This is a genomic window from Cellulosimicrobium sp. 22598, from assembly GCF_052044445.1.
GTDB lineage: Bacteria > Actinomycetota > Actinomycetes > Actinomycetales > Cellulomonadaceae > Cellulosimicrobium > Cellulosimicrobium cellulans_G.
The window spans coordinates 25,883-48,763 of the sequence record NZ_JBQEMZ010000004.1 but is presented as its reverse complement, the minus strand read 5'-3'; the positions used below and the strand labels follow the sequence as shown (position 1 = coordinate 48,763).

16 protein-coding genes are annotated in these 22,881 nt (G+C 76.3%); 11 read left to right on the top strand and 5 right to left on the bottom strand.

Going from position 1 to position 22,881, the window contains the following annotated elements:
• Nucleotides 1-84 precede the first annotated feature (84 nt).
• From ACTJIY_RS05760 to ACTJIY_RS05730, 7 genes are all read left to right on the top strand, one after another.
• Nucleotides 85-1,290, top strand: coding sequence for an ADP-ribosylglycohydrolase family protein (locus tag ACTJIY_RS05760; RefSeq protein ID WP_440697220.1), 1,206 nt, complete (start codon nucleotides 85-87; stop codon nucleotides 1,288-1,290).
• Nucleotides 1,287-2,786, top strand: coding sequence for an ADP-ribosylglycohydrolase family protein (locus ACTJIY_RS05755; RefSeq protein WP_440673540.1), 1,500 nt, complete (start codon nucleotides 1,287-1,289; stop codon nucleotides 2,784-2,786). Before ACTJIY_RS05760 ends, ACTJIY_RS05755 begins: the two co-directional genes overlap by 4 nt.
• Complete coding sequence (locus ACTJIY_RS05750; protein ID WP_440673541.1) at nucleotides 2,783-3,835, top strand: ribokinase; 1,053 nt, start codon at nucleotides 2,783-2,785, stop codon at nucleotides 3,833-3,835. Before ACTJIY_RS05755 ends, ACTJIY_RS05750 begins: the two co-directional genes overlap by 4 nt.
• Nucleotides 3,836-3,888: 53 nt before the next feature.
• Nucleotides 3,889-5,961, top strand: a complete 2,073-nt coding sequence (locus tag ACTJIY_RS05745; protein WP_440673542.1) for an SUMF1/EgtB/PvdO family nonheme iron enzyme — start codon at nucleotides 3,889-3,891, stop codon at nucleotides 5,959-5,961.
• The gene (locus ACTJIY_RS05740) at nucleotides 5,958-7,178 is read left to right on the top strand and encodes a CaiB/BaiF CoA transferase family protein (protein WP_440673543.1); all 1,221 of its coding nucleotides are present in this window, start codon (nucleotides 5,958-5,960) and stop codon (nucleotides 7,176-7,178) included. Before ACTJIY_RS05745 ends, ACTJIY_RS05740 begins: the two co-directional genes overlap by 4 nt.
• 74 nt (nucleotides 7,179-7,252) lie before the next feature.
• A complete protein-coding gene (locus ACTJIY_RS05735; RefSeq protein WP_353708179.1) occupies nucleotides 7,253-8,062 on the top strand; it encodes an HpcH/HpaI aldolase/citrate lyase family protein in 810 nt (269 codons plus the stop codon).
• Between the two features lie 143 nt (nucleotides 8,063-8,205).
• Nucleotides 8,206-10,725: an alpha/beta hydrolase-fold protein gene (locus tag ACTJIY_RS05730; protein ID WP_440673544.1), complete on the top strand. Its 2,520-nt coding sequence runs from the start codon at nucleotides 8,206-8,208 to the stop codon at nucleotides 10,723-10,725.
• 112 nt (nucleotides 10,726-10,837) lie between these two features.
• Here the strand turns inward: ACTJIY_RS05730 and ACTJIY_RS05725 are convergent, their stop codons facing one another.
• Entirely contained in the window at nucleotides 10,838-11,491 is a 654-nt protein-coding gene (locus tag ACTJIY_RS05725; RefSeq protein WP_253054464.1) for a chitinase, read from the bottom strand.
• Between the two features lie 215 nt (nucleotides 11,492-11,706).
• Nucleotides 11,707-13,326 (bottom strand): asparaginase, encoded by a 1,620-nt coding sequence (locus ACTJIY_RS05720; protein ID WP_440673545.1) that lies wholly within the window; start codon nucleotides 13,324-13,326, stop codon nucleotides 11,707-11,709.
• 220 nt (nucleotides 13,327-13,546) lie between these two features.
• Between ACTJIY_RS05720 and ACTJIY_RS05715 the strand changes: the two genes are divergently transcribed.
• Both ACTJIY_RS05715 and ACTJIY_RS05710 read left to right on the top strand, forming a co-directional pair.
• A complete protein-coding gene (locus tag ACTJIY_RS05715; protein ID WP_440673546.1) occupies nucleotides 13,547-14,998 on the top strand; it encodes a pyridoxal phosphate-dependent decarboxylase family protein in 1,452 nt (483 codons plus the stop codon).
• A 91-nt stretch (nucleotides 14,999-15,089) separates the two neighbouring features.
• A complete protein-coding gene (locus tag ACTJIY_RS05710) occupies nucleotides 15,090-15,632 on the top strand; it encodes a hypothetical protein (RefSeq protein WP_440673547.1) in 543 nt (180 codons plus the stop codon).
• A gap of 84 nt (nucleotides 15,633-15,716) precedes the next feature.
• Here ACTJIY_RS05710 and ACTJIY_RS05705 read toward each other — a convergent pair whose 3' ends face one another.
• Together ACTJIY_RS05705 and ACTJIY_RS05700 are read right to left on the bottom strand one after the other, a co-directional pair.
• Nucleotides 15,717-16,865: a ScyD/ScyE family protein gene (locus ACTJIY_RS05705; protein WP_440673548.1), complete on the bottom strand. Its 1,149-nt coding sequence runs from the start codon at nucleotides 16,863-16,865 to the stop codon at nucleotides 15,717-15,719.
• Nucleotides 16,866-17,149: 284 nt separating this feature from the next.
• A complete protein-coding gene (locus tag ACTJIY_RS05700) occupies nucleotides 17,150-18,463 on the bottom strand; it encodes an endonuclease/exonuclease/phosphatase family protein (RefSeq protein WP_440673549.1) in 1,314 nt (437 codons plus the stop codon).
• Between the two features lie 150 nt (nucleotides 18,464-18,613).
• Between ACTJIY_RS05700 and ACTJIY_RS05695 the strand changes: the two genes are divergently transcribed.
• Both ACTJIY_RS05695 and ACTJIY_RS05690 read left to right on the top strand, forming a co-directional pair.
• Entirely contained in the window at nucleotides 18,614-19,447 is an 834-nt protein-coding gene (locus ACTJIY_RS05695; protein WP_440673550.1) for a VOC family protein, read from the top strand.
• A 66-nt stretch (nucleotides 19,448-19,513) separates the two neighbouring features.
• A complete protein-coding gene (locus ACTJIY_RS05690) occupies nucleotides 19,514-20,899 on the top strand; it encodes a hypothetical protein (RefSeq protein ID WP_440673551.1) in 1,386 nt (461 codons plus the stop codon).
• A 64-nt stretch (nucleotides 20,900-20,963) separates the two neighbouring features.
• Here the strand turns inward: ACTJIY_RS05690 and ACTJIY_RS05685 are convergent, their stop codons facing one another.
• Nucleotides 20,964-22,853, bottom strand: coding sequence for a glycerophosphodiester phosphodiesterase (locus ACTJIY_RS05685; protein WP_440673552.1), 1,890 nt, complete (start codon nucleotides 22,851-22,853; stop codon nucleotides 20,964-20,966).
• Nucleotides 22,854-22,881: the final 28 nt, after the last annotated feature.

The following is a 22,881-nucleotide window of genomic DNA, read 5'->3' as shown; positions in this document are numbered from 1 at the left end:
GCCCCCACGGGTCGCACCGGGCGCGACCCGCGCCGAGGAGAGATCGACAGGGAGTGGACCGTGACCTGGCTGGACGACCGAGCGGTGGCAGTGATCACCGGAGCGGCGGTGGGGGACGCGCTGGGGGGCGCCACCGAGGGCTGGACCCCCGAGCAGATCGAGGAGCGCCACGGGGGGCGCGTGACGGGGATCGTCGAGCCCTGGTACCCGAACTGGCAGGACGCGCGTCCGATCGCGCCCTACCACAAGGGCGACGGGCACGTCACGGACGACACCCTCATGACGCGCGCGCTCGTGGAGGTGTACGCGAAGCGGCGCGAGCACCTCGACGCGTACGCGATGGCCGAGGACCTCGTGCCGCTCATGATCGGCGAGCCGCGGTGGATCCCCGAGCTCGAGTCGACCGCGCTGCTGCTCCAGCGCGTGTTCCTCGCCGAGAAGTGGATCGTCGCGCGCCTGCACTACGGGCACGTCGACCCGCGCGAGGCGGGCGTCGGGAACGTCGTCAACTGCGGCGCGGCGATGTACGTCGCGCCGGTCGGCCTCGCGAACGCGGGCGACCCCCGCGGCGCGTACGCCGAGGCGATCGACCTCACGGGCGCCCACCAGTCGAGCTACGGCCGCGAGGCCGCGGGCGTGTTCGCGGCCATGGTCGCCGCGTCCGTCGCGCCCGGGGCGACGGTCGACGACGTCGTGCACGCCGCGCTCGACGTCGCGCACGACGGCACGGCCGCCGCGCTGCGCGCCGTCGTCGAGGCGTTCGACGGCTGGACGACGGCGCCCACGACCGACGAGGAGGAGCGCGCCCTCGCGCGGCTGATCCGCGACACGGTCGCGCCGTTCGACTCCGTCGGACCCGCGTACCGGCAGATGTCGATGGACGCGCGCCGCCCGTCGCGCACCAAGTCCATCGAGGAGCTCCCCGCCGCGCTCGGGTTCGTGCTCGGGCACCGCGGCGACTTCCGCGGCGCCGTGCTCGGCGCCGTGAACTACGGGCGCGACGCCGACTCGATCGCCGTCATGGCCGGTGCCGTGTGCGCCGGGCTGGGCGGGACCGCCGTCGTGCCGGACGAGTGGCTCGACGCGATCGAGGACGCGAGCCGCATGGACATCCGCGAGACGGGTCGCCTCATGGCGTCCGCGGCGGCGGACATCCTCCGCTCCGACCGCGAGCGCGCTACGTCGCGCCTGCGCGCGCTCGCCGAGCTCGGCGGCGCGTCCGTGGACGGGAGCGGACCCGGTGTGCCCGACGGCGCGGCGCAGCCCGCGCGGGCGGGTGACCCGGCGTGAGGCTCACCTGGGCCCAGCCCGAGGACCTCCTCGCGCACGAGCTCGTCCAGGCGACGGCGGAGGGCAAGGACCCTGCGGCGCTCGCCGACGTGCGCGAGCGCTGGACCGCTGCGGGCGGGGACCCCGTCCCCGCGGTGAGCGGTGCCGGACCGGTGCCCGCGACCCCGGCGCTCCGCACGCTCGCGCGCGACCTGCTCGTCGAGCTGGACGCGCTGCCCGCGGCGCCCGCGCCGCACGAGCCCGACGACTGGGACGCGATCCTCGCCACGCTCCCGGCGGCGCCCGGCCTGCCGACCCGCCCGGGCGCCGTCGGGTCCTCCGACGGCCTCGCCGCCGGCGCGGCGACCGGAACCGCCACCGCCGCCGACGCCGCGTACGCCGACCGCGTGCTCGGCGCCTGGACCGGCCGCGCGGCGGGCTGCCTGCTCGGCAAGCCGGTCGAGAAGATCCCGCGCGCCGGGATCGAGGAGATCCTGCGCGCGACGGGCCGGTGGCCCCTCGACCGCTGGTTCACCGCCGTCGGGCTGCCCGACGACGTCGCCGCGCGCTGGCCGTGGAACCGGCGCAGCGCCCCGACGTCGCTCGAGGAGAACATCGACGGGATGCCGGAGGACGACGACCTCAACTACCCGATCCTCGCGCTCGCCCTGCTGGAGCGGCACGGGCGCGGCTTCACGACCGACGACGTCGCGCAGCTCTGGCTCGACGCGCTGCCCGCGGGCCGCGTGTTCACCGCCGAGCGCGCCGCGTACCGCAACATCCTGGACGCGCGGCCGGTGCCGGAGACGGCGACGCACCACAACCCGTTCCGCGAGTGGATCGGCGCGCTCATCCGCACGGACGTGCTCGGCTGGGTCTCGCCCGGCGACGTGCGCGAGGCCGCGCGCCTCGCGTGGACGGACGCGCGCCTGAGCCACACGCGCAACGGCGCGTACGGCGCGATGTGGGCGGCCGCGCTCGCGTCGGCGGCGATGGTCTGCGAGACGGTGGACGAGGTGCTCGACGCGGCGGACGCCGTCGTGCCGCCGGGCAGCCGCCTGGCCGCCGCGATCCGGCTCGGCAGGGACGCGGGCCGCGACGGCGACGCGTCCGAGGCGGGCGTGCGCGCCGGGCTCGACGCGATCCACGCCGCGTACGGCGACCTGCACTGGGTGCACGTGCTCAACAACGCCGCGGTGATCGCCTACGCGCTCACCGCGGGGCGCGGCGCGGACGGCCGCGGCGACTTCGGCGCGAGCGTCGCGATCGCCGTCACCGCGGGGTGGGACACCGACTCCGCCGGCGCGACGGTCGGCGGCGTGGTGGGTGCGCTGCAGGGCGTCGACGGGATCGGCCCGCAGTGGACGCGCCCGCTCGACGGCCGCATCGCGACCTCGCTGCCCGGTGGCGAGCAGAGGATCGTGGACCTCGCGGCGCGGACGGTCGCGCTCGCGACGGTCCCGGTCGTGGTGGCCGGGGGAGCCGTGCAGGGTTCCGCGGAGGAGGTACGGGCATGAGCACGACGGCGGACGGGGAGCAGGGCGCCACGGTCCCGGGCGGGTCGGGGCGGGTCGTGGTCGTCGGGTCGGCGAACGTCGACCTGGTCGTCGACGTGCCGCGGCACCCCGGTGGCGGCGAGACCATCCTCGGCGGCGAGCTGCGGCGCAACCCCGGCGGCAAGGGCGCGAACCAGGCGGTCGGCGCGGCGCGCGCGGGCGGTGCCGACACGACGTTCGTCGGCGCGCTCGGGCACGACGACGCGGCCGACCTGCTGCTCGCGTCGCTCGACCGCGGCGGCGTGCGGACCGACCTCGTCGAGCGCGGGGACGCCGCGACGGGCACCGCGCTCATCACCGTCTCGCCCGACGGCGAGAACGCGATCGTCGTGGCGCCCGGCGCGAACTCGCACGTGACGGTCGGCGCGGCGCAGGCCGAGCGGATCGCCGCCGCGGACGTCGTGCTCGCGCAGCTCGAGATCCCGCTCGACGTCGTGCGCGCCGCCGCCGCGGCGCGCCGCCCGGGCGCGCTGCTGGTCCTCAACGCGGCGCCGTCGCGCGACCTCCCGGACGACCTCTGGGCCGCGATCGACGTGCTCGTCGTCAACGAGCACGAGGCTGCGGACCTCGCCGGGGCTGACCTCCGTGCGGCGCCACCTCCCGGAGACGTGCAGGGAGTCGAGGGCGCTCCGGGTCCCGAGGGGACGACGGCGCGCGGGACCGACCCGAGCAGCCTCGCGACTCTCCTGCTCCTGCGCGTCCCGGCCGTCGTCGTGACGCTCGGCGGCCGGGGGAGCCTCGTGGCCGAGCGCCTGCCCGGGGGGAAGCTGCTCACCGACGTCCCCGCGGTCGCCGTCGAGGCCGTGGACACCACCGGCGCGGGCGACACGTTCTGCGGCGTCCTCGCCGCGGCGCTCGCTCGCGGCGCCGACCTGCCCGACGCCGCGCGGCTCGCCGCCGCCGCGGGCGCGCTCGCGGTGACCCGGCCCGGGGCGCAGGACGCCGTACCCGACGCGGCGGACGTCGTCGCGCTCGCGCGGCGGGCCGAGGACCTCACCCGACCGACCTGAGCCTGTTCACCGCACGACCGAGCGCGGGCCCGGCCCGCCGAGGGAAAGGCACCATGACCTACACGTTCGACCCGCTGGTCCCGCGCCCGATCGACCTGCCGACCGAGGTCGCGCTCGACGGGCCGCTCACGCCCGAGCAGTCCCTCGCGCTCGACGAGGCGAAGATCTTCGTCGGCCCGGCCGACCCCGCCGACCGCCCGGCCTGGCGCGAGCGCCTCTCCGCGTGGCGCGACGACGCGCGCCGCCGCCACGGGTACACGGGCGCCGCGTACGACCGCCCGGACGCGGCGTGGGCCGCGGGGTGCTCGACGGTCGCGCAGGTGTGGCTGTGGGACGAGCTGCTGTACTCGTTCGAGGAGCACCGGTTCACGCCCGAGCGGTTCCTCGCCGACGCGCGCGAGCGGTTCGGCGGCCTCGACGCCGTCGTGCTGTGGCACGCGTACCCCGTCATCGGGATCGACGAGCGCAACCAGTGGGACTTCTACCGCGACGTCCCGGGCATCGTCGACCTCGTGCGGACCTTCCACGACGCGGGCCTGCACGTGTTCGTCGACTACAACCCGTGGGACGTCGGCACGCGCCGCGGCGACGACGACCTCACCGAGCTCGCCGCCGTCGTGCGCGACCTCGGTGCCGACGGCGTCTTCCTCGACACGCTGAAGAAGGCCGAGCCGGAGCTCGTCGCGCGGCTCGAGGCCGCGCGCCCCGGCATCGTCCTGGAGGGCGAGTCCAAGCTCCCGGTCGAGCGCATCGAGGACCACTCGTCGTCGTGGGCGCAGTTCTTCGCCGACTCGCCCGTACCCGGCGTGCTGCGCGCGCACTGGTACGAGCGCCGGCACATGCAGCACCACGTGCGCCGCTGGCACCGCGACCACTCCGAGGAGCTCCAGTCCGCGTGGCTCAACGGCGTGGGCGTCATGGTGTGGGAGGTCGTGTTCGGCGTGTGGGTCGGGTGGTCGCGGCGCGACGCCGCGACGGTCAAGCGCCTCGTCACGGTCCAGCGCGCGGCGCGACCGCTGCTGCTCGACGGCGAGTGGACGCCCCTCACCGAGCTCGCCCCTGAGGCGGAGGAGGCGGGGGTCTACGCCTCGCGCTGGGACCTCGACGGCGTGACCCTGTGGACGCTGGTGAACCGAGGCGCCACTGACTACGCCGGCCCCCTCCTCCCGCCCGACCACCCCTCCCGCCGAACCCTGGATCGTTCCTCGGCCGGGGCCGTCGGTGGGGAGGAATCCCGGGTTCGGCGGGGCGTGCGGGTGCCGGGGCGGGGGGTCGCCGCGATGCTGTGCGTGGCGGACGGCGTCGGCGAGCCCGACTGGCTGCCGCACCTGCGCGACGCGGTCGCCGCGCTCGACGAGACCGCGCCGCACGACCCCGACGCGCGGTTCCCGCACCGCCTCGCGCGGCGTCTCGCACCCGCTGCCGAGACCGTCGCGGCTCCTGGGGCGAGCGGTGCGCCCGGGGCGGGGGCCGTCGTCGTGCCCGCGGGGCCGTACGTGCTGACCGTCCGGTACCGGGCGCGCGAGACCGGGATGTACCAGGGCGCGCCGTACGTGGACGAGTGGAAGCCGCTCCCGCCACGTCTGCACGACGCGCGGACCCTCCAGCGCGACGGCGAGCTCGCCGCCCCGGTGGCGGTGGGCCCCGACGTGACGAACGCGGAGTTCGCGGAGTTCCTCGCGGCCACCGGGTACGCGCCCGCCGTCGCGCACCGCTTCCTCGCGCACTGGGCGGACGGCCGTCCCGCGCCCGGCACGGAGGGCGAGCCCGTGACGTTCGTCGACCTCGACGACGCGCGCGCGTTCTGCGCGTGGCGCGGCGGGCGCCTGCCCACCGAGGACGAGTGGCAGCTCGCGGCCGAGCAGCCCGGCTGGACGCGCGGCGAGCCGGCCGTGTGGAGCTGGACGGGCTCCGAGCACTCCGACGGCCGCACCCGGTTCGTCATGCTCAAGGGCGGCAGCGACCACCGCGCCGAGGGCTCCGACTGGTACGTCGAGGGCGGGCGCCACGCGGCCGACTACGCCGTCAAGCTCCTCGTCCCCGGCCTGGGGCTCGCGCGCGGCGCGACCGTCGGGTTCCGCTGCGCGTGGGACCTCGCCGACGACGGGACGGGGGTGACGGCATGACGGACGCACCGCGCGTCTCGCGCGACCCGGCCGCGGGCGCGCTCGCAGGCCTGCGCGTCGTCGACGCGTCGACGCTGTTCGCCGGGCCCATGGCGGCGATGCACCTCGGCGACCTGGGCGCCGACGTCGTCAAGGTCGAGCACCCCACGAAGCCCGACCCGTCGCGGACGCACGGCGCCGCGAAGGACGGCGTGAACCTGTGGTGGAAGACGCTCGGGCGCAACAAGCGCACCGTCACCGCGAACCTGGGGAGCGACGGCGGGCGCGAGGTGTTCCTCGCGCTCGTCGCCGAGGCGGACGTCGTCGTCGAGAACTTCCGGCCCGGCACGCTCGAGCGCTGGGGCCTCGGCTACGACGAGCTGTCCGCGCGCAACCCGCGGCTCGTGCTCGCGCGCGTGAGCGGGTTCGGGCAGGTCGGGCCGTACCGCACCCGCCCCGGGTTCGGCACGCTCGCCGAGGCGATGAGCGGGTTCGCCGCGATGACCGGCGAGCCCGACGGCCCGCCGACCCTCCCGCCGTTCGGGCTCGCCGACGGCGTCGCGTCGCTCGCGACGGCGTTCGCCGTCATGGTCGCGCTGTCCACGCGCGAGCGCACCGGGCACGGGCAGGTCGTCGACACGGCGATCATCGAGCCCATCCTCGCGATGCTCGGGCCGCAGGTCACGCGCTGGGACCAGCTCCGCACCGTGCAGCCGCGCACGGGCAACCGGTCCGCGAACAACGCGCCGCGCAACACCTACCGCACGCGCGACGGGCAGTGGGTCGCGGTGTCGACGTCGGCGCAGTCCATCGCCGAGCGCGTGATGCGCCTCGTCGGGCGCCCCGAGATCGTCGACGAGCCGTGGTTCGCGAGCGGCGTCGAGCGCGCGCAGCACGCCGACCTGCTCGACGAGGCCGTCGGCGGCTGGATCGCGCAGCGCACGCGCGACGAGGTCGTCGCCGCGTTCGAGGAGGCGCAGGCCGCCGTCGCGCCGATCTACGACGCCCAGGACATCGTCGACGACCCGCAGTTCCGCGCGCTCGGCACGATCCACGAGATCGAGGACCCCGAGCTCGGGCCGATGCTCATGCAGGGCCCGCTGTTCCGGATGTCCGAGAACGACGGCGTCATCCGCTTCACCGGCCGCGCGCACGGCGCCGACACCGACGCCGTGCTCGGCGAGCTCGGCTTCTCGCCCGAGCGCGTCGCGGAGCTCCGGGCGGAGGGCGCGGTATGAGTGCGGGCGCTCGGCCGGGTCCGGGAGACCGGCGCGCGTCCCGGGCCGGTGCGCCGCCGCTGACCTTGCTGTACGTGCCCGCGGACCGGCCCGACCGGGTGGCCAAGGCGCTCGGGTCCGCGGCCGACGTCGTGCTCGTGGACCTCGAGGACGCCGTCGCGCCGGCGCGCAAGGACGAGGCGCGGGGGAACGCCGTCGGGCTGCTGGACGAGGCCGCCGCCGCGCGCGGGGTCCAGGTGCGGATCAACCACCCCGCGACGCCGTGGCACGCCGCCGACGTCGCGGCCCTCGCCGGGCTCCCGCTCGCCGTCGGGGCGCGCGCGCCGAAGGTCGAGTCCGCCGACGAGGTGCGCGCGCTCGCGGCGGCGCTCCCCGGGCGGGCGCTGCACCTGCTGGTCGAGTCGGCGCTCGGCGTCGAGCGGGCGTTCGAGCTCGCGACGGCGTCGCCGCAGGTCGCGTCGCTCGGGCTCGGCGAGGCGGACCTGCGCTCCGACCTGCGGGTCGACGACGAGGCCGGGCTCGCGTGGGCGCGCAGCCGGGTCGTCGTCGCGGCCCGGGCGGCGGGGCTGCCGTCGCCCGCGATGTCCGCGTTCACGCACGTGCGCGACCTCGCCGGGCTCGCGGCGTCGTGCCGCGCCGGGCGGTCGCTCGGGTTCTGCGGCCGCACCGCGATCCACCCCGCGCAGCTCGACACCATCCGCGACGCGTTCCTCCCGACCCCGGACGAGGTGGCCCGCGCGCACGAGGTGGTGGACCGCGTCGGCGACGCCGCGGCGTCGGGCACGGGCGTCGTCGCGCTCGCGGACGGCACGTTCCTCGACGTCGCGATGGTCGAGCGCGCGCGCACCGTGCTGGCCCTGGCGGACCGCCGCCCGGCCGGCTAGCCCCGGCGCCGAGCACGACCCCGCCCGCGGTCGACCACGACATGAAGGTCGATATCGACCGGATAGCGACCCTCATGTCGTGTTCGGCGCGTGGGGGAGGGGGAGGGGGCAGCACATCAACGGATCTCGACGAGGAGAACACGATGGACGGAGCACCACGGCCGCACCGGCGGCCCGGGACGACGGCGGTCGGGACGGCGCTGGCCCTCGCGGTCGGCCTGGGCGGGCTAGGGCTCGCGCTGCCCGCGACGGCCGCGGAGCAGGGCACGGTCGAGCCGGGGCGGGTCGCGGACTCCGCGGCCGGGCCGATCGACTACACGGTCTACCTGCCGCCCGGCTACGACGACGCGGAGCAGGAGTACCCCACGCTCTACCTGCTGCACGGCCGCGGCGACACGCAGGCCGCGTGGCAGCAGGTCACGGGCGACCTCGACGAGCTCATCGGGGCGGGCGAGATCCAGCCGATGGTCGTCGTCATGCCCGACGCGCCGTGGAACGACCGCGGCTCCTGGTACACGGACTCGCTGTACACCGGGGACGCGACGGGCGCCGGCGCGGGCACCGCGGTCGAGACGGCGTTCACGCGCGACCTCGTCGCGCACGTCGACGCGACCTACCGCACGGTCGAGGACCGCGAGGCGCGCGCCGTCGGCGGCTACTCCATGGGGGGCGCGGGCGCGCTGCGGTTCACGCTCGCCCACCAGGACACGTTCTCCGCGGGCATCGTGCTGAGCCCCGCCGTCTACGTGCCGCAGCCGCCGGCCGACTCCTCGGCCCGCGACCACGGCGGCTACGGCGTCGGGACCGCGCCGTTCGACGCCGACCGGTACACGGAGCTGTCCTACCCGACGGCGCTCGCGGCGCTCGACCCGGCGCTCCCGGTGCACCTGTTCGTCGCCGTCGGCGACGACGAGTGGGCCAACCCCGACCCCGCCGAGGCCACGCACGACATCGACTTCGAGTCCGCGCGCCTCTACAACCAGGCGCGCCGCGTCCCGGGCGTGACGGCCGAGCTGCGCGTGCTCGACGGTGGCCACGACTGGGAGGTCTGGCGGCCCGCGTTCCGCGAGGGGGTCGTCGACGTCTCGGCGCGCCTGCGCACCACGCCCGCCGCGCCGTGGGACGCCGAGCTCCTCGGCTCCGCGGGCGACGACCGCGCGGGCGGGGTCGCGGCCCTGCCCGACGGCGGGACCGCCGTCGCGCTGAACCTCGCCGGCGCGTGGGACGGGTACGAGCCCGCGGGCGGTCTCGACACGGTCGTCGTGCGGCGTGACGCCGACGGCGCCGAGGTCTGGCGGCACGCGGTCGCGACGGCCGCGGACGACCGCGCGTACGGCGTCGTGCCGGGCGCCGACGGCCGCGTGCTCGTCGCCGGGTACACCAAGGGCGACCTCGACGGCGCCCACGCGGGCACGACGCGCGACGACGGGTTCGTCGCGGCCGTCACCGCCGACGGCGAGCGCGCCTGGACGCTGCAGACCGGCGACCCCGCCGCGGCCGACCGCTTCTACGCCGTCGCGCCCGACGGCGCGGGCGGCGCCTACGTCGCCGGGTACACGACCGGTGCCGTGGGCGACGCGCCGAGCGCCGGGGACAAGGACGCGCTGGTCGGGCGGGTCTCCGCGGCGGGCGAGCTGCTGTGGCTGCGCCAGGTGGGCGGGCCCGGCGAGGACAAGGCGCTCGCGGTCGCGGCCTCGCCCGACGGCGCGGTGTACGTGGGCGGGGTGTCGGGCGGCGGGATGCCCGGGACCGAGCGTGCGGGCGCGAACGACGGCTGGGTCGCGCGCTACGACGCCGACGGCGAGCTGGAGTGGCTGCGCGCCGTCGCGACGAGCGAGAACGACCAGGTCAACGGCCTCGTGGCGCGCTCGGACGGGTCGGTCGTCGCCGTCGGGCACACGCGCGGGGCGCTCGGCGAGGGCGGCAACCTCGGGGACAACGACGTCGTCGTGCAGGCCCTCGATCCCGCGGGCGAGGTCCTGTGGACGACGCAGGTCGGCACGTCGACCGACGACCGCGGCGTCACGGGCGTCCTCGGCGCGGACGACGCGGTGCTCGTCGTCGGCACGACGTACGGCGCGCTGGGCACGGCCGTCGGCGGGGTCGACGTCGTGACGATCCCCGTCGCGGCCGACGGCGCCCCGGGCGAGGCGACCCAGACCGGGTCGCGCGAGCGCGACGGCGCCGACGAGTGGGACGACGCGAACCTGTTCGCGGCTCCGGCCCCGGCCTCCGGGCCAGACTCGGACGACTCAGCCGGCACGACCGGCGAGGGAGCGGCGTTGCTCACCGGGCTCACGTACGGCGCCACCGCGGGCACGACCAACGCGGGTGCTGCGGACGTGTTCGTCGCGCGTGTGCCGTGGGACGCCGTCGTACCGGGCTCCGGCACGGGCGAGCCGCCGCTGACCGTCACCGCCGAGTCGCGGTGCCTGGCCGGGAAGGCCTACGTCGCGGTGCGCGCCACGAGCACGGCGGACGCACCGGTCGACGTCGAGCTCGCCACGCCGTTCGGCTCGCGCGCCGTCACGGACGTCGCTCCGGGCGCGAGCGCCTACCAGGCGTTCCCCGCCCGCGCCGCGACCCTCCCCGCGGGCGAGGCGACCGCGACCGCGGACGGCCGCACCGCCGTCGTCCCGTACGCCGCGCTCGCCTGCGCCTGACCGCTGCTGCCGCCGACCACGACCCCGCGCGCGGTCGAACACGACGTTGCTGTCGTTATCCGCCGGATAACGACAGCAACGTCGTGTTCGGCGCGGGGTGGGGGGCGGGTGGTCAGCAGGTGAGGTGGTCGCCCGTCGTGGTGCCGACGATCTCGACGTAGTGGCGGAAGAGGCGGACGCGGTTGTTCATCTGGCGCGGGTTGCCGCCCTCGCACTCGAGCGGGCCGTTGATGGACCGGATGGTCTCGGCGAAGCCGTGCTCGCCGACGATCGCCTCGTGGCACGTCATCGAGGCCGTGCCGGGCTGCGTGTTCCAGTACCAGAGCGCGGTCTGCCACGCGACGGTCGGGTCCTGCTCGACGAGCCACGGGTCGGCCAGGAGATCGATCCCCAGCGCCTCGCCGGCCGCGCGGTAGTTGAAGTTCCAGCTCAGCTGGAGCGGGCCGCGGCCGTAGTAGGCGTCCTGCCCGGCGGGGCACCCGTACGGCTGCGCGGGGTCGCAGTAGTGCGGGTAGTTCGCGGTGTTCACCTCGACGACGTGCACCAGCCCGTGCGTCTCGTGGCTCACGTTCGCGAGGAACGCCGCCGCCTCGCGCCGGGCGACGCGGTCGCCGCCCGTCGTCGCGAACTCCGGGTACGCGGCCGTCGCGGCGACGAGCCCCGCGTACGTGTAGAACGCGCTCCGCTCGGGGAACATCGCCTCGAACTGCTGCTCGGTCACGACGAACGTCGGCGGGGTGGCGGCGGTCGGCGTCGGGTCGGTCATGGGTCCCCCTCGTCGGGTCGGCGTGGGCGCGGCGTCGCGCCCCGACCCACCCTAGGCGATTCGTGAGGAGACCTGCGTAACCCGCGGCGAGCTCGCCCGCCGCTCCCCGCGGCTCGCACCGAGCACAACGCCACCCGCCCTCGAGCACGACATGAGGGTCGCTATCGGCTGGATAACGACCCTCATGTCGTGCTCGGCGGCTGGGTGTCAGGAGGTCAGGCGCACGTCGTCTCCGGGTAGGGCGCCGTCGACTTCGTCTGGACGGCGTGGCCGTCGACGTTCTTGTACGCGACGAGCGTCGCCTCGCCGGCGGTGAGCGTCTTGCCCTTGACCGAGAACGTCTTCTCGACCGTCTCCCCGGCGGGGATCTTCGTGAACTTGTGCTCGCCCGAGACCGTCGTGACCCGGACGTCGATCGGTACCGTGTCGGTGTTCGTCACCGAGGTGGTCAGCCAGAGCTGCTTGCCCGCCGCCTTGCACGACGGCGTCGCCGTGGCCGTGAAGAGGACGCTCGTGGACCCCGGCTCGGCGCCGATCGTGGCCGCCGTCGCGGACTGGTCGAACGACGCGTCGCCGTACGTCGCGAACCAGCCTTGCGCCGTCGCGAAGTCCTCGGTGAAGGCGCGCGACAGGAGCAGCAGGAGCCGCGCCTTGACGGCCGTGAGGTCGCCGCCCGCGATGATGCCGTTCCCGCCCCCGTACGACGACCCGGAACCGGTGCGCGTCGTCGAGACGAACCAGACGCCCTTGTCGCGGATCGCCGCGGTGCGGGCCTGGCTCATCGCGGACGAGATGCCCCCCGCACCCGTGCCCGCCGTGACGATGCCCCGGACGCCCGCGTTCGCGAACGCCGCGACGCCCTCGCCTCCCGCCTGCTGGTAGGACGTGACGATCTCGACGCGCGGCAGGGTCTTCGGGTCGACCTTCGCGAGGTCGAACGGCGTGAACCACTCCTCGGTGTCGCACGCCAGCACGCGTGCCGGCGCGCGGCCCAGCGTGATGTTGTCGCCGTCGATCCAGCCGAGCACGCCGTACTCGCGCGTCTGGAACGTGTCGGTGCGGTAGGAGTTCGTCTTGGTGACCTCGCGAGCCGCCTGGATCTCGTCGTTGAGCATGAGCACGGTGCCGAAGCAGAACGTCTGCTGCGACGCCGCGACCTTGATCGCGTTGTAGAGGTTCGCGGGCGCGTCCGTGCCGAACACGAGGCTCGAGTCCGGCCCGGCGCCCGACCCCCACGGGCGCATCGAGCCGGACGTGACGACGGGCTTGCGCGACCGCACCGTGAGGTCGAGCCAGTATGCGAACTCCTCCTGCGTGTCGGTGCCCGTCGTGACGACGACGGCGTCCGCCGTCTCGAGCTGCTTCTCCACCTCGAGCGTGAGCGCGTGGAACTGCTCCATCGAGTAGCCCGACGAGCCGGCGTTGCCGAACTGGACGGCCGTGACGTCGGCGACCGCGTCGAGCTCGGGGCGCAACGTGTTCAGCATGTCCTCCATGAGGTACGTGCCGGCGCGGTAGCTCGTGAACGTGTCGCGGCCGGTCGCCTTGCCGGCCATCGTGCCTCCGGTCGCGACGACGACGACCTTCGGCTTCTCCGCGGCGGCGGTCGCCGTCGCGGTCGCGTACTGCGCGGACGCGATGCCGAGCGGGTTGGCCGGGGCCGTCCCGGCGGCGAGCACCGGCGCCGCGGCGCCCTCGGCGCGCGCGGCGGCGGCCGACGCCCGGGAGTCGGCGACGGTGTACGCGACCGTCGCGGCGAGGGCCGCGCACGCGAGGACGAGCGCGACGACGGCCGCGACGGCGCGGCCGGACAGGGTCAGGGTGAACGTTCTCAACAGGGGGCCTTCCGTCGGGGGGAACATCTGGCCCGCCCGACGCTAGGGACCGTGTGTTGCCTGATGGTTGCCTGGACGTAAGAAGTACTCGCGTACCGGATCGGCGGGTTGCCGTCCCGCCGACGGGCGCCGACCCTCGGGCCGCGGTTGCCCCGGACGCCGGGCAGGTCCAGCCTGGCGAGAGGGGCCGGCGTCGGTCCGGCCCGGTCAGGAGCCGGTCATGGACGACCGCGACGCCGCCCTCCTGCGGGCGCACGAGCACGCCGCCGCGTGGCTCGACTCCCTCGCGACGCGGCCCGTCCCGCCGCAGGCGACCGTCGGGGACGTCGTCGCCGCGCTCGGCACAGACCTGCCCGACGGCCCGACGAGCGCCGCGGACGTCGTCGACCTCCTCGCGACCGCGTGCGGCCCCGGCCTCACGGCCATGCCGTCCGGCCGCTTCTACGGCATGGTCATCGGCGGCAGCCACCCCGCGGCGCTCGCCGCCGACTGGCTCACGAGCGCGTGGGACCAGAACTCCGCGCTGCGCACCGTGACGCCCGCGCACACCGCCGTCGAGGACGTGGCGAGCGCGTGGCTGCTCGACCTGCTCGGCCTGCCCGCCACGGGTGCGGTCGGGTTCGTCACCGGCGCGACGACCGCGAACTTCACGGCGCTCGCGGCGGCGCGCGGCGAGGTCCTGCGGCGTGCCGGGTGGGACGTGCGTCGCGGCGGGCTGACGGGCGCCCCGCGCGTCCGCGTGCTCGTGGGCGCCGAGCGGCACGAGTCGGTCGACCTCGCGCTGTCCTACCTCGGGCTCGGCGCGCCCGAGGTCGTGGCCGCGGACGACCAGGGCCGCATCTCGGTCGCCGCGCTGGAGGAGGCGCTGACGGACCGGGGCTCTACCTCGCGGGACCAGGGCTCTACCTGGGCTGACCGGGGCTCTACCTCGCGGGACCAGGGCTCTCCCTCGCCGGGGACGGCGGACGGCCCGACGATCGTCGTGCTCCAGGCGGGGAACGTGCACTCGGGGGCGTTCGACCCGTTCGACGCGGCCGTCGAGGTCGCGCACCGGCACGGCGCGTGGGTGCACGTCGACGGCGCGTTCGGGCTCTTCGCCGCCGCGTCGCCGTCGTTCCGCCACCTGGTCGCGGGGTACGAGGCGGCGGACTCGTGGGCGACCGACGCGCACAAGACGCTCAACGTGCCGTACGACTGCGGGCTCGCGATCGTCGCGGAACCCGGGCCCCTGCGCGCGGCGATGGGGATGCACGGCGACTACCTCATCCAGAGCGACACGGGCGACCCGCTCGACAAGGTGCCCGAGCTCTCGCGCCGCGGGCGCGCGTTCCCGGTGTGGGCGACGCTGCGCGCCCTGGGGCGTTCCGGGGTCGCGGAGCTGGTGGACGGCTTCTGCCGCCACGCGGCCGCGTTCGCCGCGGGCATGCGGGCGATCGACGGCGCGGTCGTGCTCAACGACGTCGTCTTCACCCAGGTGTGCGCGGCGTTCGGGGACGACGCGCGCACGCAGGAGGTCGTGCGTCGCGTGCTCGACGACGGGACGGCCTGGATGTCCGGGTCGCGGTGGCACGACCGCGCGGTGCTCCGCGTGTCGGTGAGCTCGTGGGCGACGACGGACGACGACGTCCGGGTGAGCCTCGACGCCCTGCGCCGCGCCGCGTCGTCGGAGTGAGGCCGGGCACCGACGTCGAGGTCCGGCGCGGTCCGGACCGGCTCGGCCCCGCCCGCCCCCGGCCCCGGGAGCGGCGCCTACACTCGCTGCCGTGCCGACCGCCGAGGACCTCGCCGCCGCCGTCCGTGCGCGCACCGACGGGACGCCGTACCGGATCGTCGACGAGCGTCCGGACGGGTTCACGCTGCGTCTCGACCGCCCGGACGTGGCGTGGTGGCGGATCTTCTCCCACAGCTACTACGCGACCCTCGTCACCCACGAGGTCCGCGTCCTGCCGGACGGGCTGCGGGTCGAGCTCACCGACGTCGTGCGGGACACCCACTGGGCCCTCGACGCGGACGGGCGGTTCGTCGAGCCCGAGCGGGGCTGGGTGCGCTCCGTCTCGCGCGGCAGCATCAGTTCGACGTTCACCGCGTCGATCGCCGACGACGAGTCGGGGGCGCGGACGCGCGTCCTCTTCGACACGGCGGCCGGGCGCCGGATCGTCACCGAGGCGGCCCAGAGCCTCGGTCTGAGCGTCGGCGCGTCGGCGCGGAACCGCGCCGCGACGATCGTCAGCCTGGTGGCGGCGGGCGTCGGCCTGGCGGTCGCCCTGGCCGCGGCGGTCCTCGCGCTCACCCTCGGGAGGGGCTGACGGCCCGACGCGCAGAGCCCCGGCACGACGCGGCCCGGGCGTCCCCGCCGCAGCGGGAGGCGCCCGGGCCCTGCAGCAGGGCGGTCAGCGACCGCGGTGCTTGCCGAGGTCGACGCGCACGAGATGCCCGTCGGGCGGCGTCGTCTCGTCCGGGGGCAGTGCGTTCGTCGTCGCGAGCAGGCCCGTGCCGTCCCACTCCAGCCCGGCGGGCAGCGGGACCTCGACGACCGTGCTCGGGCCGCGCTTGCCGACCTGCGAGATCTTGCCGCCGAACAGCTCGGCCACGTAGACCGTCCCCCGGTCCGTCACGGCGAGGTTCGTCGCGCCCACGAACCCGGACCCGAGCGGGCGCACCTTCCCCTTCCACGGGTCGACCGTGTAGACGGCGCCGCGCGCGCCGAGGCTCGCGTCCTCGGGCCCGCCGGGGAGCGTCGTCACGTAGAGCACGCCACGGGGACCCACCTCGACGTCCGTGGGGACGGGCTCGAACCAGTAGGTCTCGCCGACGGCGCAGTCGGGCCACCCGACGGCCGCCGCGGCCTCCGCCGTCACCACCGCGGGCTGGGCGGGGAGGACGGCCACGGTCCGGACCTTCCCGCGGTCGCTGATCGACAGGATCGCGTTCGCGCCCGCGTCGGCGACGTAGGTGGTGCCGCGGGACGAGGCCGTCGCGTACGGGTGGGAGTCCGCGATCCCGGTGTACAGGCCCGGGATGGGCACCGGAGGCACCTGCGCGACGCAGGCCGGGTCGGTCTCGCGCAGGCCGTACGTCACGCCGGCGTCGGGGTTGTTCGCCTGCTCGTACGCGAACGTGTCCGCGAGGACGCGGGGCGTGCCCGTCGGGTTCCCCCAGCGGTCGGTGCGCAGCGTCGAGACCTCCGACGCGACCGGCCCCTCCTCGCCGAGCTGCGTCTCGGTGAACGTGATGCGGCGGTCGGCGTAGGAGACGCCGCCCACCTCGCCGCCGTCCGGCGAGGCGTAGAGCACGCTCGGCGTGCCGTCGCGCCCGACGGCCGTGAGCAGGCCGGGGAAGTTCTGGGTGACGTAGGTCGTGCCGCGTGGTCCGGCCGCGAGGCTGAGCGGGGTGACGAGCCCGGTCGCGACGTCGGTCACGGTGGGCGGGCGCGGGTCGGGCTTTCCGCCGCCGTGCGCGACGGCGGGGCTCGCGACGAGGACGAGGGCGGCGGTCGCGGCGGCGACGCCTGCGGGCAGGGTGGTGCGGAGTCGTCTCATGGGTGCTCCTGGTCCGGCGGTCCGGGGCGCGGCGGGGGTGTCGTCGCCGTGCCGCGGAGGCGGCACGCGCGCGTCGCGCCGGGGACGTGGGTGGGTGGTCGTCGGGCCGGACGACGTGGCGCGCCGCGGGCGTGCCGTGCGACCGGCGTGGCGCCGGCCGGGAGTCTGCTGTGCGTCGGCGGTGAGCACAGACCTCCGAGTGTGCACCCCGCGACCGTCCTGGTCCAGGACCGTCGCCCCGGGCGACGAGCGCCCGGGGCGGGCGGGGACCGCCCGGCGCCGCGTCAGCCGCGGACCGCCAGGTCCACCCACACGAGCCGGTGGTCGCTGCTCGGGAACGGGAAGACCCCGGTGAGCCGTGACAGCGGGTCCGCCTGGACGGGCCAGAACACCCCGGCGTCGCGCACGCGCAGGTCGCGCGACGGCAGCACGTAGTCCGCGCGCAGGTTGCCGGGCGCGCTGTCCGCGAAGTCGGCCGTGTCCAGCGCGGGGTCGCCGCGGTGGGTCGCGTTCGCGCCGCCCTGGAGCGCGGCGGCCTCGACGGCGCCGTCGGAGCGGGGTGCCGGGTCCTGGACGCGGCGGTGGTGGAGGAGCTGGTCGATCGCGGCGTCGACCGAGTCGCCGTCGAGCGGGTCGGCGTTCTGGTCGCCCAGGACGACGAAGCTCTCGCCCGGGTGCAGCCCGCCGCGGCGGCCGGCGTCGTCGTAGACGTACCGCGACGCCTTGCCGGGCGTCACGTAGTCGGCCCAGAACCGGATCTCGTCGTGGTTGCGCCGCCCGTTGCGGTCCTCGGGGCCGTCGAACGTGGGCGGTGTGGGGTGGGACGCGAGCACGTGGACCGTCTCCCGGCCGACCCGCACGGGCACGTCCCAGTGCGACTTGCTCGACAGCCGCACGACCTCGAGCTCCTCCGGCGTGAACCAGTCCGCGGGCGCGGCCGTCGCCGGGTCGTCGGGGAGGAGCGCGCCGGGCATGTCCTTCCACAGGAAGTGCTGGAACGTGCGGACGCCGCGCGTGTCGATCGGGTAGCGCGACAGCACGACCATGCCGTACTGGCCCTCGAACGCCCCGAAGCCGAACGCGTCGTCGCCCCCGCCGACCGTGCCGTCGTCGTTGAGGTCGAACCCGCTGGGCACGCCGGTGTTCGACGGCGCGACGTACGCGTAGCGGTACTCGATCGGCTCCGCGCCGCCCTGGGGGACCTCGAGGTAGTGGTCGCGGAACAGGTCGACGGCGCGTCCGTCCGGGACGTAGTCGAACTCGTTGAGCAGCACGACGTCGGGCCGGGTGCGCTGGAGCACCTCGGCGATCGTCGCGGCCTGCGGGTCGTCGGGGGTCGAGAGGTCGGCCTCGAGCTCTCCGGCCGCGGCGCGGTTGAGGCTCGCGTTGTACGTCGCGACGCGGAGGGTCCCGCGGTCGTGACCGTGGCCGTCTCCGTGCCCGTTCGCGTGGCCGCCGTGCGCGACGGCGGGACTCGCCGCGGCGCCGACGGCGCCCCCGGTGAGGGCGACGGACAGGGCGAGGGCCAGGGCGACGGGGACGGCGCGGGCGGGGGCGGCACGGCCGGTGGGGGCGGGGTGAGCGGGTCTCGTGGACACGGTGGCTCCTCGTCGTCGGGGACGGTGGTCGTCGAGAGGTTCCTCGTCACCGTACGCACGCCCGCCCCGGCGGGGAAGGGCGACGAGGTGACCGGCGGGTGAACGCCCCGGTGGCCCTGCCGGTGTGGGCGCCCGGTGGGATCCTGAGGCATGGACACCACGCAGTCCCGGCCGACCCGCACGTACCCGCACGGCGTGCCGTGCTGGGTGGACACCGAGCAGCCCGACGTCGACGCCGCGCTCGCGTTCTACGGCGCGCTCTTCGGGTGGGAGTTCGAGGAGAGGCTCCCGCCCGGCACGGGGGAGCGGTACGTCGTGGCGTCGCTCGGCGGGCAGGACGTCGCCGCGGTCGCGTCCGGGACCGGCGAGGCCGCGTGGGTCACGTACGTCGCGGTCGACGACGTGGACGCGTCCTCCCGCGGCGTCCCCGACCTCGGCGGGGAGGTCCTCGACGGCCCGACGACGATCGGGCCGCCCGGCCGCATGGCGTCCGTCCGCGACCCCCAGGGCGCGACGTTCCGGCTCTGGGAGCCCGGGACGCGCGTCGGCGCGCAGCGGGTCAACGAGCCGGGCACGTGGAACTTCAGCGTGCTGCACACGCCCGACGTCGCGCGGGCGCTCCACTTCTACGGGCCCCTGCTCGGGTGGGAGGTGGACGCGGGGCTCGGCGCGGGCATGGCCCGCGTCCCGGGGTACGGCGACCACCTCGCCCGGACCGTCTACCCGGAGATCGACGCGAACCAGGAGGGCGCACCGCCCGGGTTCCGGGACGTCGTGGCGGGCGTGGTCGAGGACGGCGGGCCCGCGCGGCACACGGTGACGTTCGCCGTCGCCGACCGGGACGCCGCCGCCGCGGCCGCCGAGCGCGCGGGCGCGGTCGTGCTCTCGTCGGCCGACACGGAGTGGACGCGCGAGGCCGAGGTGCGCGACCCGCAGGGCGCGGTCCTCACGCTGTCGCAGTTCACCCCGCCCGAGGACTTCTGACGCACGGACCAGGCGCGGCGTGGTCGCCGCGCCGTCCCGGCCGCGCGCGTGCGGCATCATGACGCGGTGAACGTCGTCACCCGCACCCCGCACGCCCAGGTCGTCGACCGTCTGCGCGCCGCGCGCCTCGAGTACGGACGCGTGGGCCCCACGGACGAGCGCGGCTGGACCTTCGCCGAGGTCGACACGGAGGTCGAGACCGACGACGGCTCGGCGGTGGACCGCGACCCGGACGTGCCCGGGTCGGTCGCCGAGGCCCTGGCCCGGGTCGACGAGCTGGTCGCCGCACCGTGGGTCGTGCAGCTCGACGGCGGGTCGGACCCGCTCCCGCCCGGGGTCAGCGCGGTCCTCGCCGCCCGGACGGACCCCGTCGCCCCGCCCGCCGTCGTCACCTGGGCGCCCGTCGACGCGTCCGCGACGAGCACCGACCACGCGATGCGCCTCGACGGCGACCCGGGCGACGTGCTCGCGGCCGTCGACGCGCTCGTCGGGCTGCGGGACGCGGCGACCGCGCCGGACCGCCTGCGGGAGCTCGAGCACCCCGACGACCTCCTCGACGTGTTCACCGCGCTCGCCGACCTCCCCGCGACCGACTCGGCGGCGCCCGACGCCGTCGTCCAGCTCGTGCGCGCCGACGCCGCGTTCGTGCGTGCCGCGGTGCGCCGCGCCGGGTCGGCGTGGGTGCGCGCGACCGACGAGCGCACCGCCGTCTGGACGCTCGAACGTCCGCCCGCGCCCGTCCCGGGCGAGCCGGACGACGACGTGCGGGAGGCCTTCACGGCGGCGCTCGGCGGGGAGTTCCGCGCGCGCTCGACGATCGAGCGCGGCCTGCGCGCCGGGGAGGCGATGCTGAGCCTGGAGCGCGCGGGGACCGGGGTGTCGTGGACGCTCACCACGCGCGGTCGCCCGTGGGTCTTCGGGAGCTGGAACGACACGTGGACGGACCTGTCGACCTCCGGGACCGAGGGCGCGTTCGACGCGCTCGTCGAGGTGTTCGGCGAGCCGCGCGACCCGGGACGGCTGCGCGCGCTGCTCGCCGCGTCGACCTGGTCCGGCGACCCCGTCGCCGACCTCGCGTACCTCCTGGGACTGCCGTCGGCGCTCGTCGAGGCCGTCGAGGACCCTGCCCGGTTCCGCCACGGGTCCGAGCGCGTGCAGCCCCTCGGCCCGACGGCGCCCCTCACCCCGCAGGAGAAGGGGGCGCTCGCGGCCCGCGCGCCCCGTCGCAGCGCGGGGAAGACCGCCCGTGACGTGGTCCTCGTCGTGCTCGGCCTCGGGCTGCTCGGGCTCGGTGCGGCGATCCTCGCCACCGACGGGGCCGTCGTCGGGTCGGACGGCTCGCGCGGGTGGGACGTCGCCGTCTGGATCGCGGGCGGCGTGCTCGCGCTCGTCGGGTGGGCCGGGCTGGGCTCGGCCCGCTCGGACCGGCGCCGCTTCCTGTCCGACGCGTGAGCGGGCCCGTCCCCGGCCGTCGTGTCGACCGGGGACGGACCCGCTGCCGGCGGGGTGCCGCGCGTCAGCGGCCGTCGAGGTGCGCGATCTCCTCGAGCAGGCGCCCGCGCACGGCCGCGTCGTCGACGAACTTCTCGACGGTCCGCCGCACCGACTCCCAGCGCCCCGCCTCGACCGCGCCGAGCGCGCCCACGAGCTGGCCGGGCGGGAGGTCGAGCAGCGCGAGGCGCGTGCGCAGGCCCTCGGGCGTGACCGTGACGACGACGGTCCGCTCCGCCGTCGCCTCGCCGCCCGCTCCCCGGGCCGTCGCGGAGACGGTGTGCTCGCCGAGCGCGAGGTCCGCGGCGGCGACGGCCGCGCCGTTCTCGACCGGCTCGCCGTCGAGCGCGACGACGACCTCGTCCGCGTCCGTGGCGCTCGCGGCGACGACGAGCGCGCCGCCGCGCTCGACCTCGGCGCCGTCGGCCGGGCTCACGACCTCCACCGTCGGCGCGGCGGGGGCCGGTGCCTCCTGCTCGCGCGCCTGCTTCCAGCCGATGAACGCGCCCGCACGGTCGGTGATGACGCCGTCGACCCCGATCTCGGTGAGCCGGGCCCAGTCGGCCGCGGAGTTCACGGTGTACGGCATCACGGCGATGCCGGCCTCGTTGAGGTCCGCGACGACGCTCGGGCGCGCGAGCAGCGCGCTCGCCGACGGGTTGTACATGACCGCCCCGAGGTCCTGCGCCACGGCGACGGGGTCGGCGTCGAGCGCGCCGCGCAGCAGGCCGCGCGGGATCTGCGGCGCGTGCTCGCGCGCGGACCGCAGCGCGGCGACGTCGAACGACTGCAGGACCACGCGGTCCTCGAGCCCGGCCTCGACGACCATGTCCACGACCCGCTCGACCTCGGCGGACGTCTCCGGGCCCTTGATCTCCAGCAGGAGGGTCGACGAGCCGGTCTCCAGGAGGTCGAGCACCTGCGCGAACGTCGGCAGGTGCTGACCGGCGAACGCCGGGGAGAACCACGACCCGGCGTCGAGCGCGGTGACCTGCTCGCCGGGCAGCACGGCGACGTCGCCCGAGCCCTCGGTCGTGCGGTCCACGGTCTGGTCGTGGAGCACCACGGGCAGCCCGTCCGCCGTGGTGTGCACGTCGATCTCGACGTACTCGGCGCCGCTGCGCATGCCCGCCGCCACGGCGGCGAGCGTGTTCTCCGGCGCGACCGACGAGTACCCGCGGTGCGCGACCGTGACGGGGAGCTCCCCGTCGCCGCCGACGTAGGACGCCGGCTCGATCTCCGTGACGGTGACGTCGTCGACGCTCACGGTCGCCCCGGCGGTCACGAAGCCCAGCGCGCCGTCGCGGGAACGGTCGATCCGGCCCTCCAGGAGGGTCTTCCCGTCGAGCGCGTAGGTGACCGCCGCGCCCTGCACCTCGACGGAGAGGTGCACGTCGCGACCGGTCGCCGCGTCCGCCGGGGCGGACGCCGTGTACGGCACGTTCCAGGCGTCCGCGGCCGTCCGCTGCGCGATCTCGACGCCGTTGTGCGCGGTCGTGGTGCTGCGCAGGACCGCCTGCCACCACGGGACCGTCCCGTCGGGCGCGACGTCGAGGATCGCGCCCGCCCAGCGCGACGCGTTGTCCACGCTCTCGAAGCGCAGCGTCGCGTCGAGGCGGTAGTTCTCCGCCGACCGCCCGAAGACGATGCGCGCGGGCGACGACCCGTCGGGCGCGTCGCCGACGAGCCTGCCGTCCCGCACCTGCCAGTCGCCCAGCACGGGCGTCCAGCCCTCCGGGAGGGTGTCGCCGTCGAACGACTCGGCGAGCAGCACGTCGCCGGGCTCGGCCGCGGCCGGGGTGGCGAACGGGACGGTCGTCGTCGTGGTCGCTGCCACGGCGAGCGTGCTCGCGAGCAGGGTTCCTGCCAGCGCGGCCGCGGTACCGCGCACGGCGCGGCGTCGGGTGGTCGTCATCGGGTCCTCCGAGCGTCGGGACGGTTGC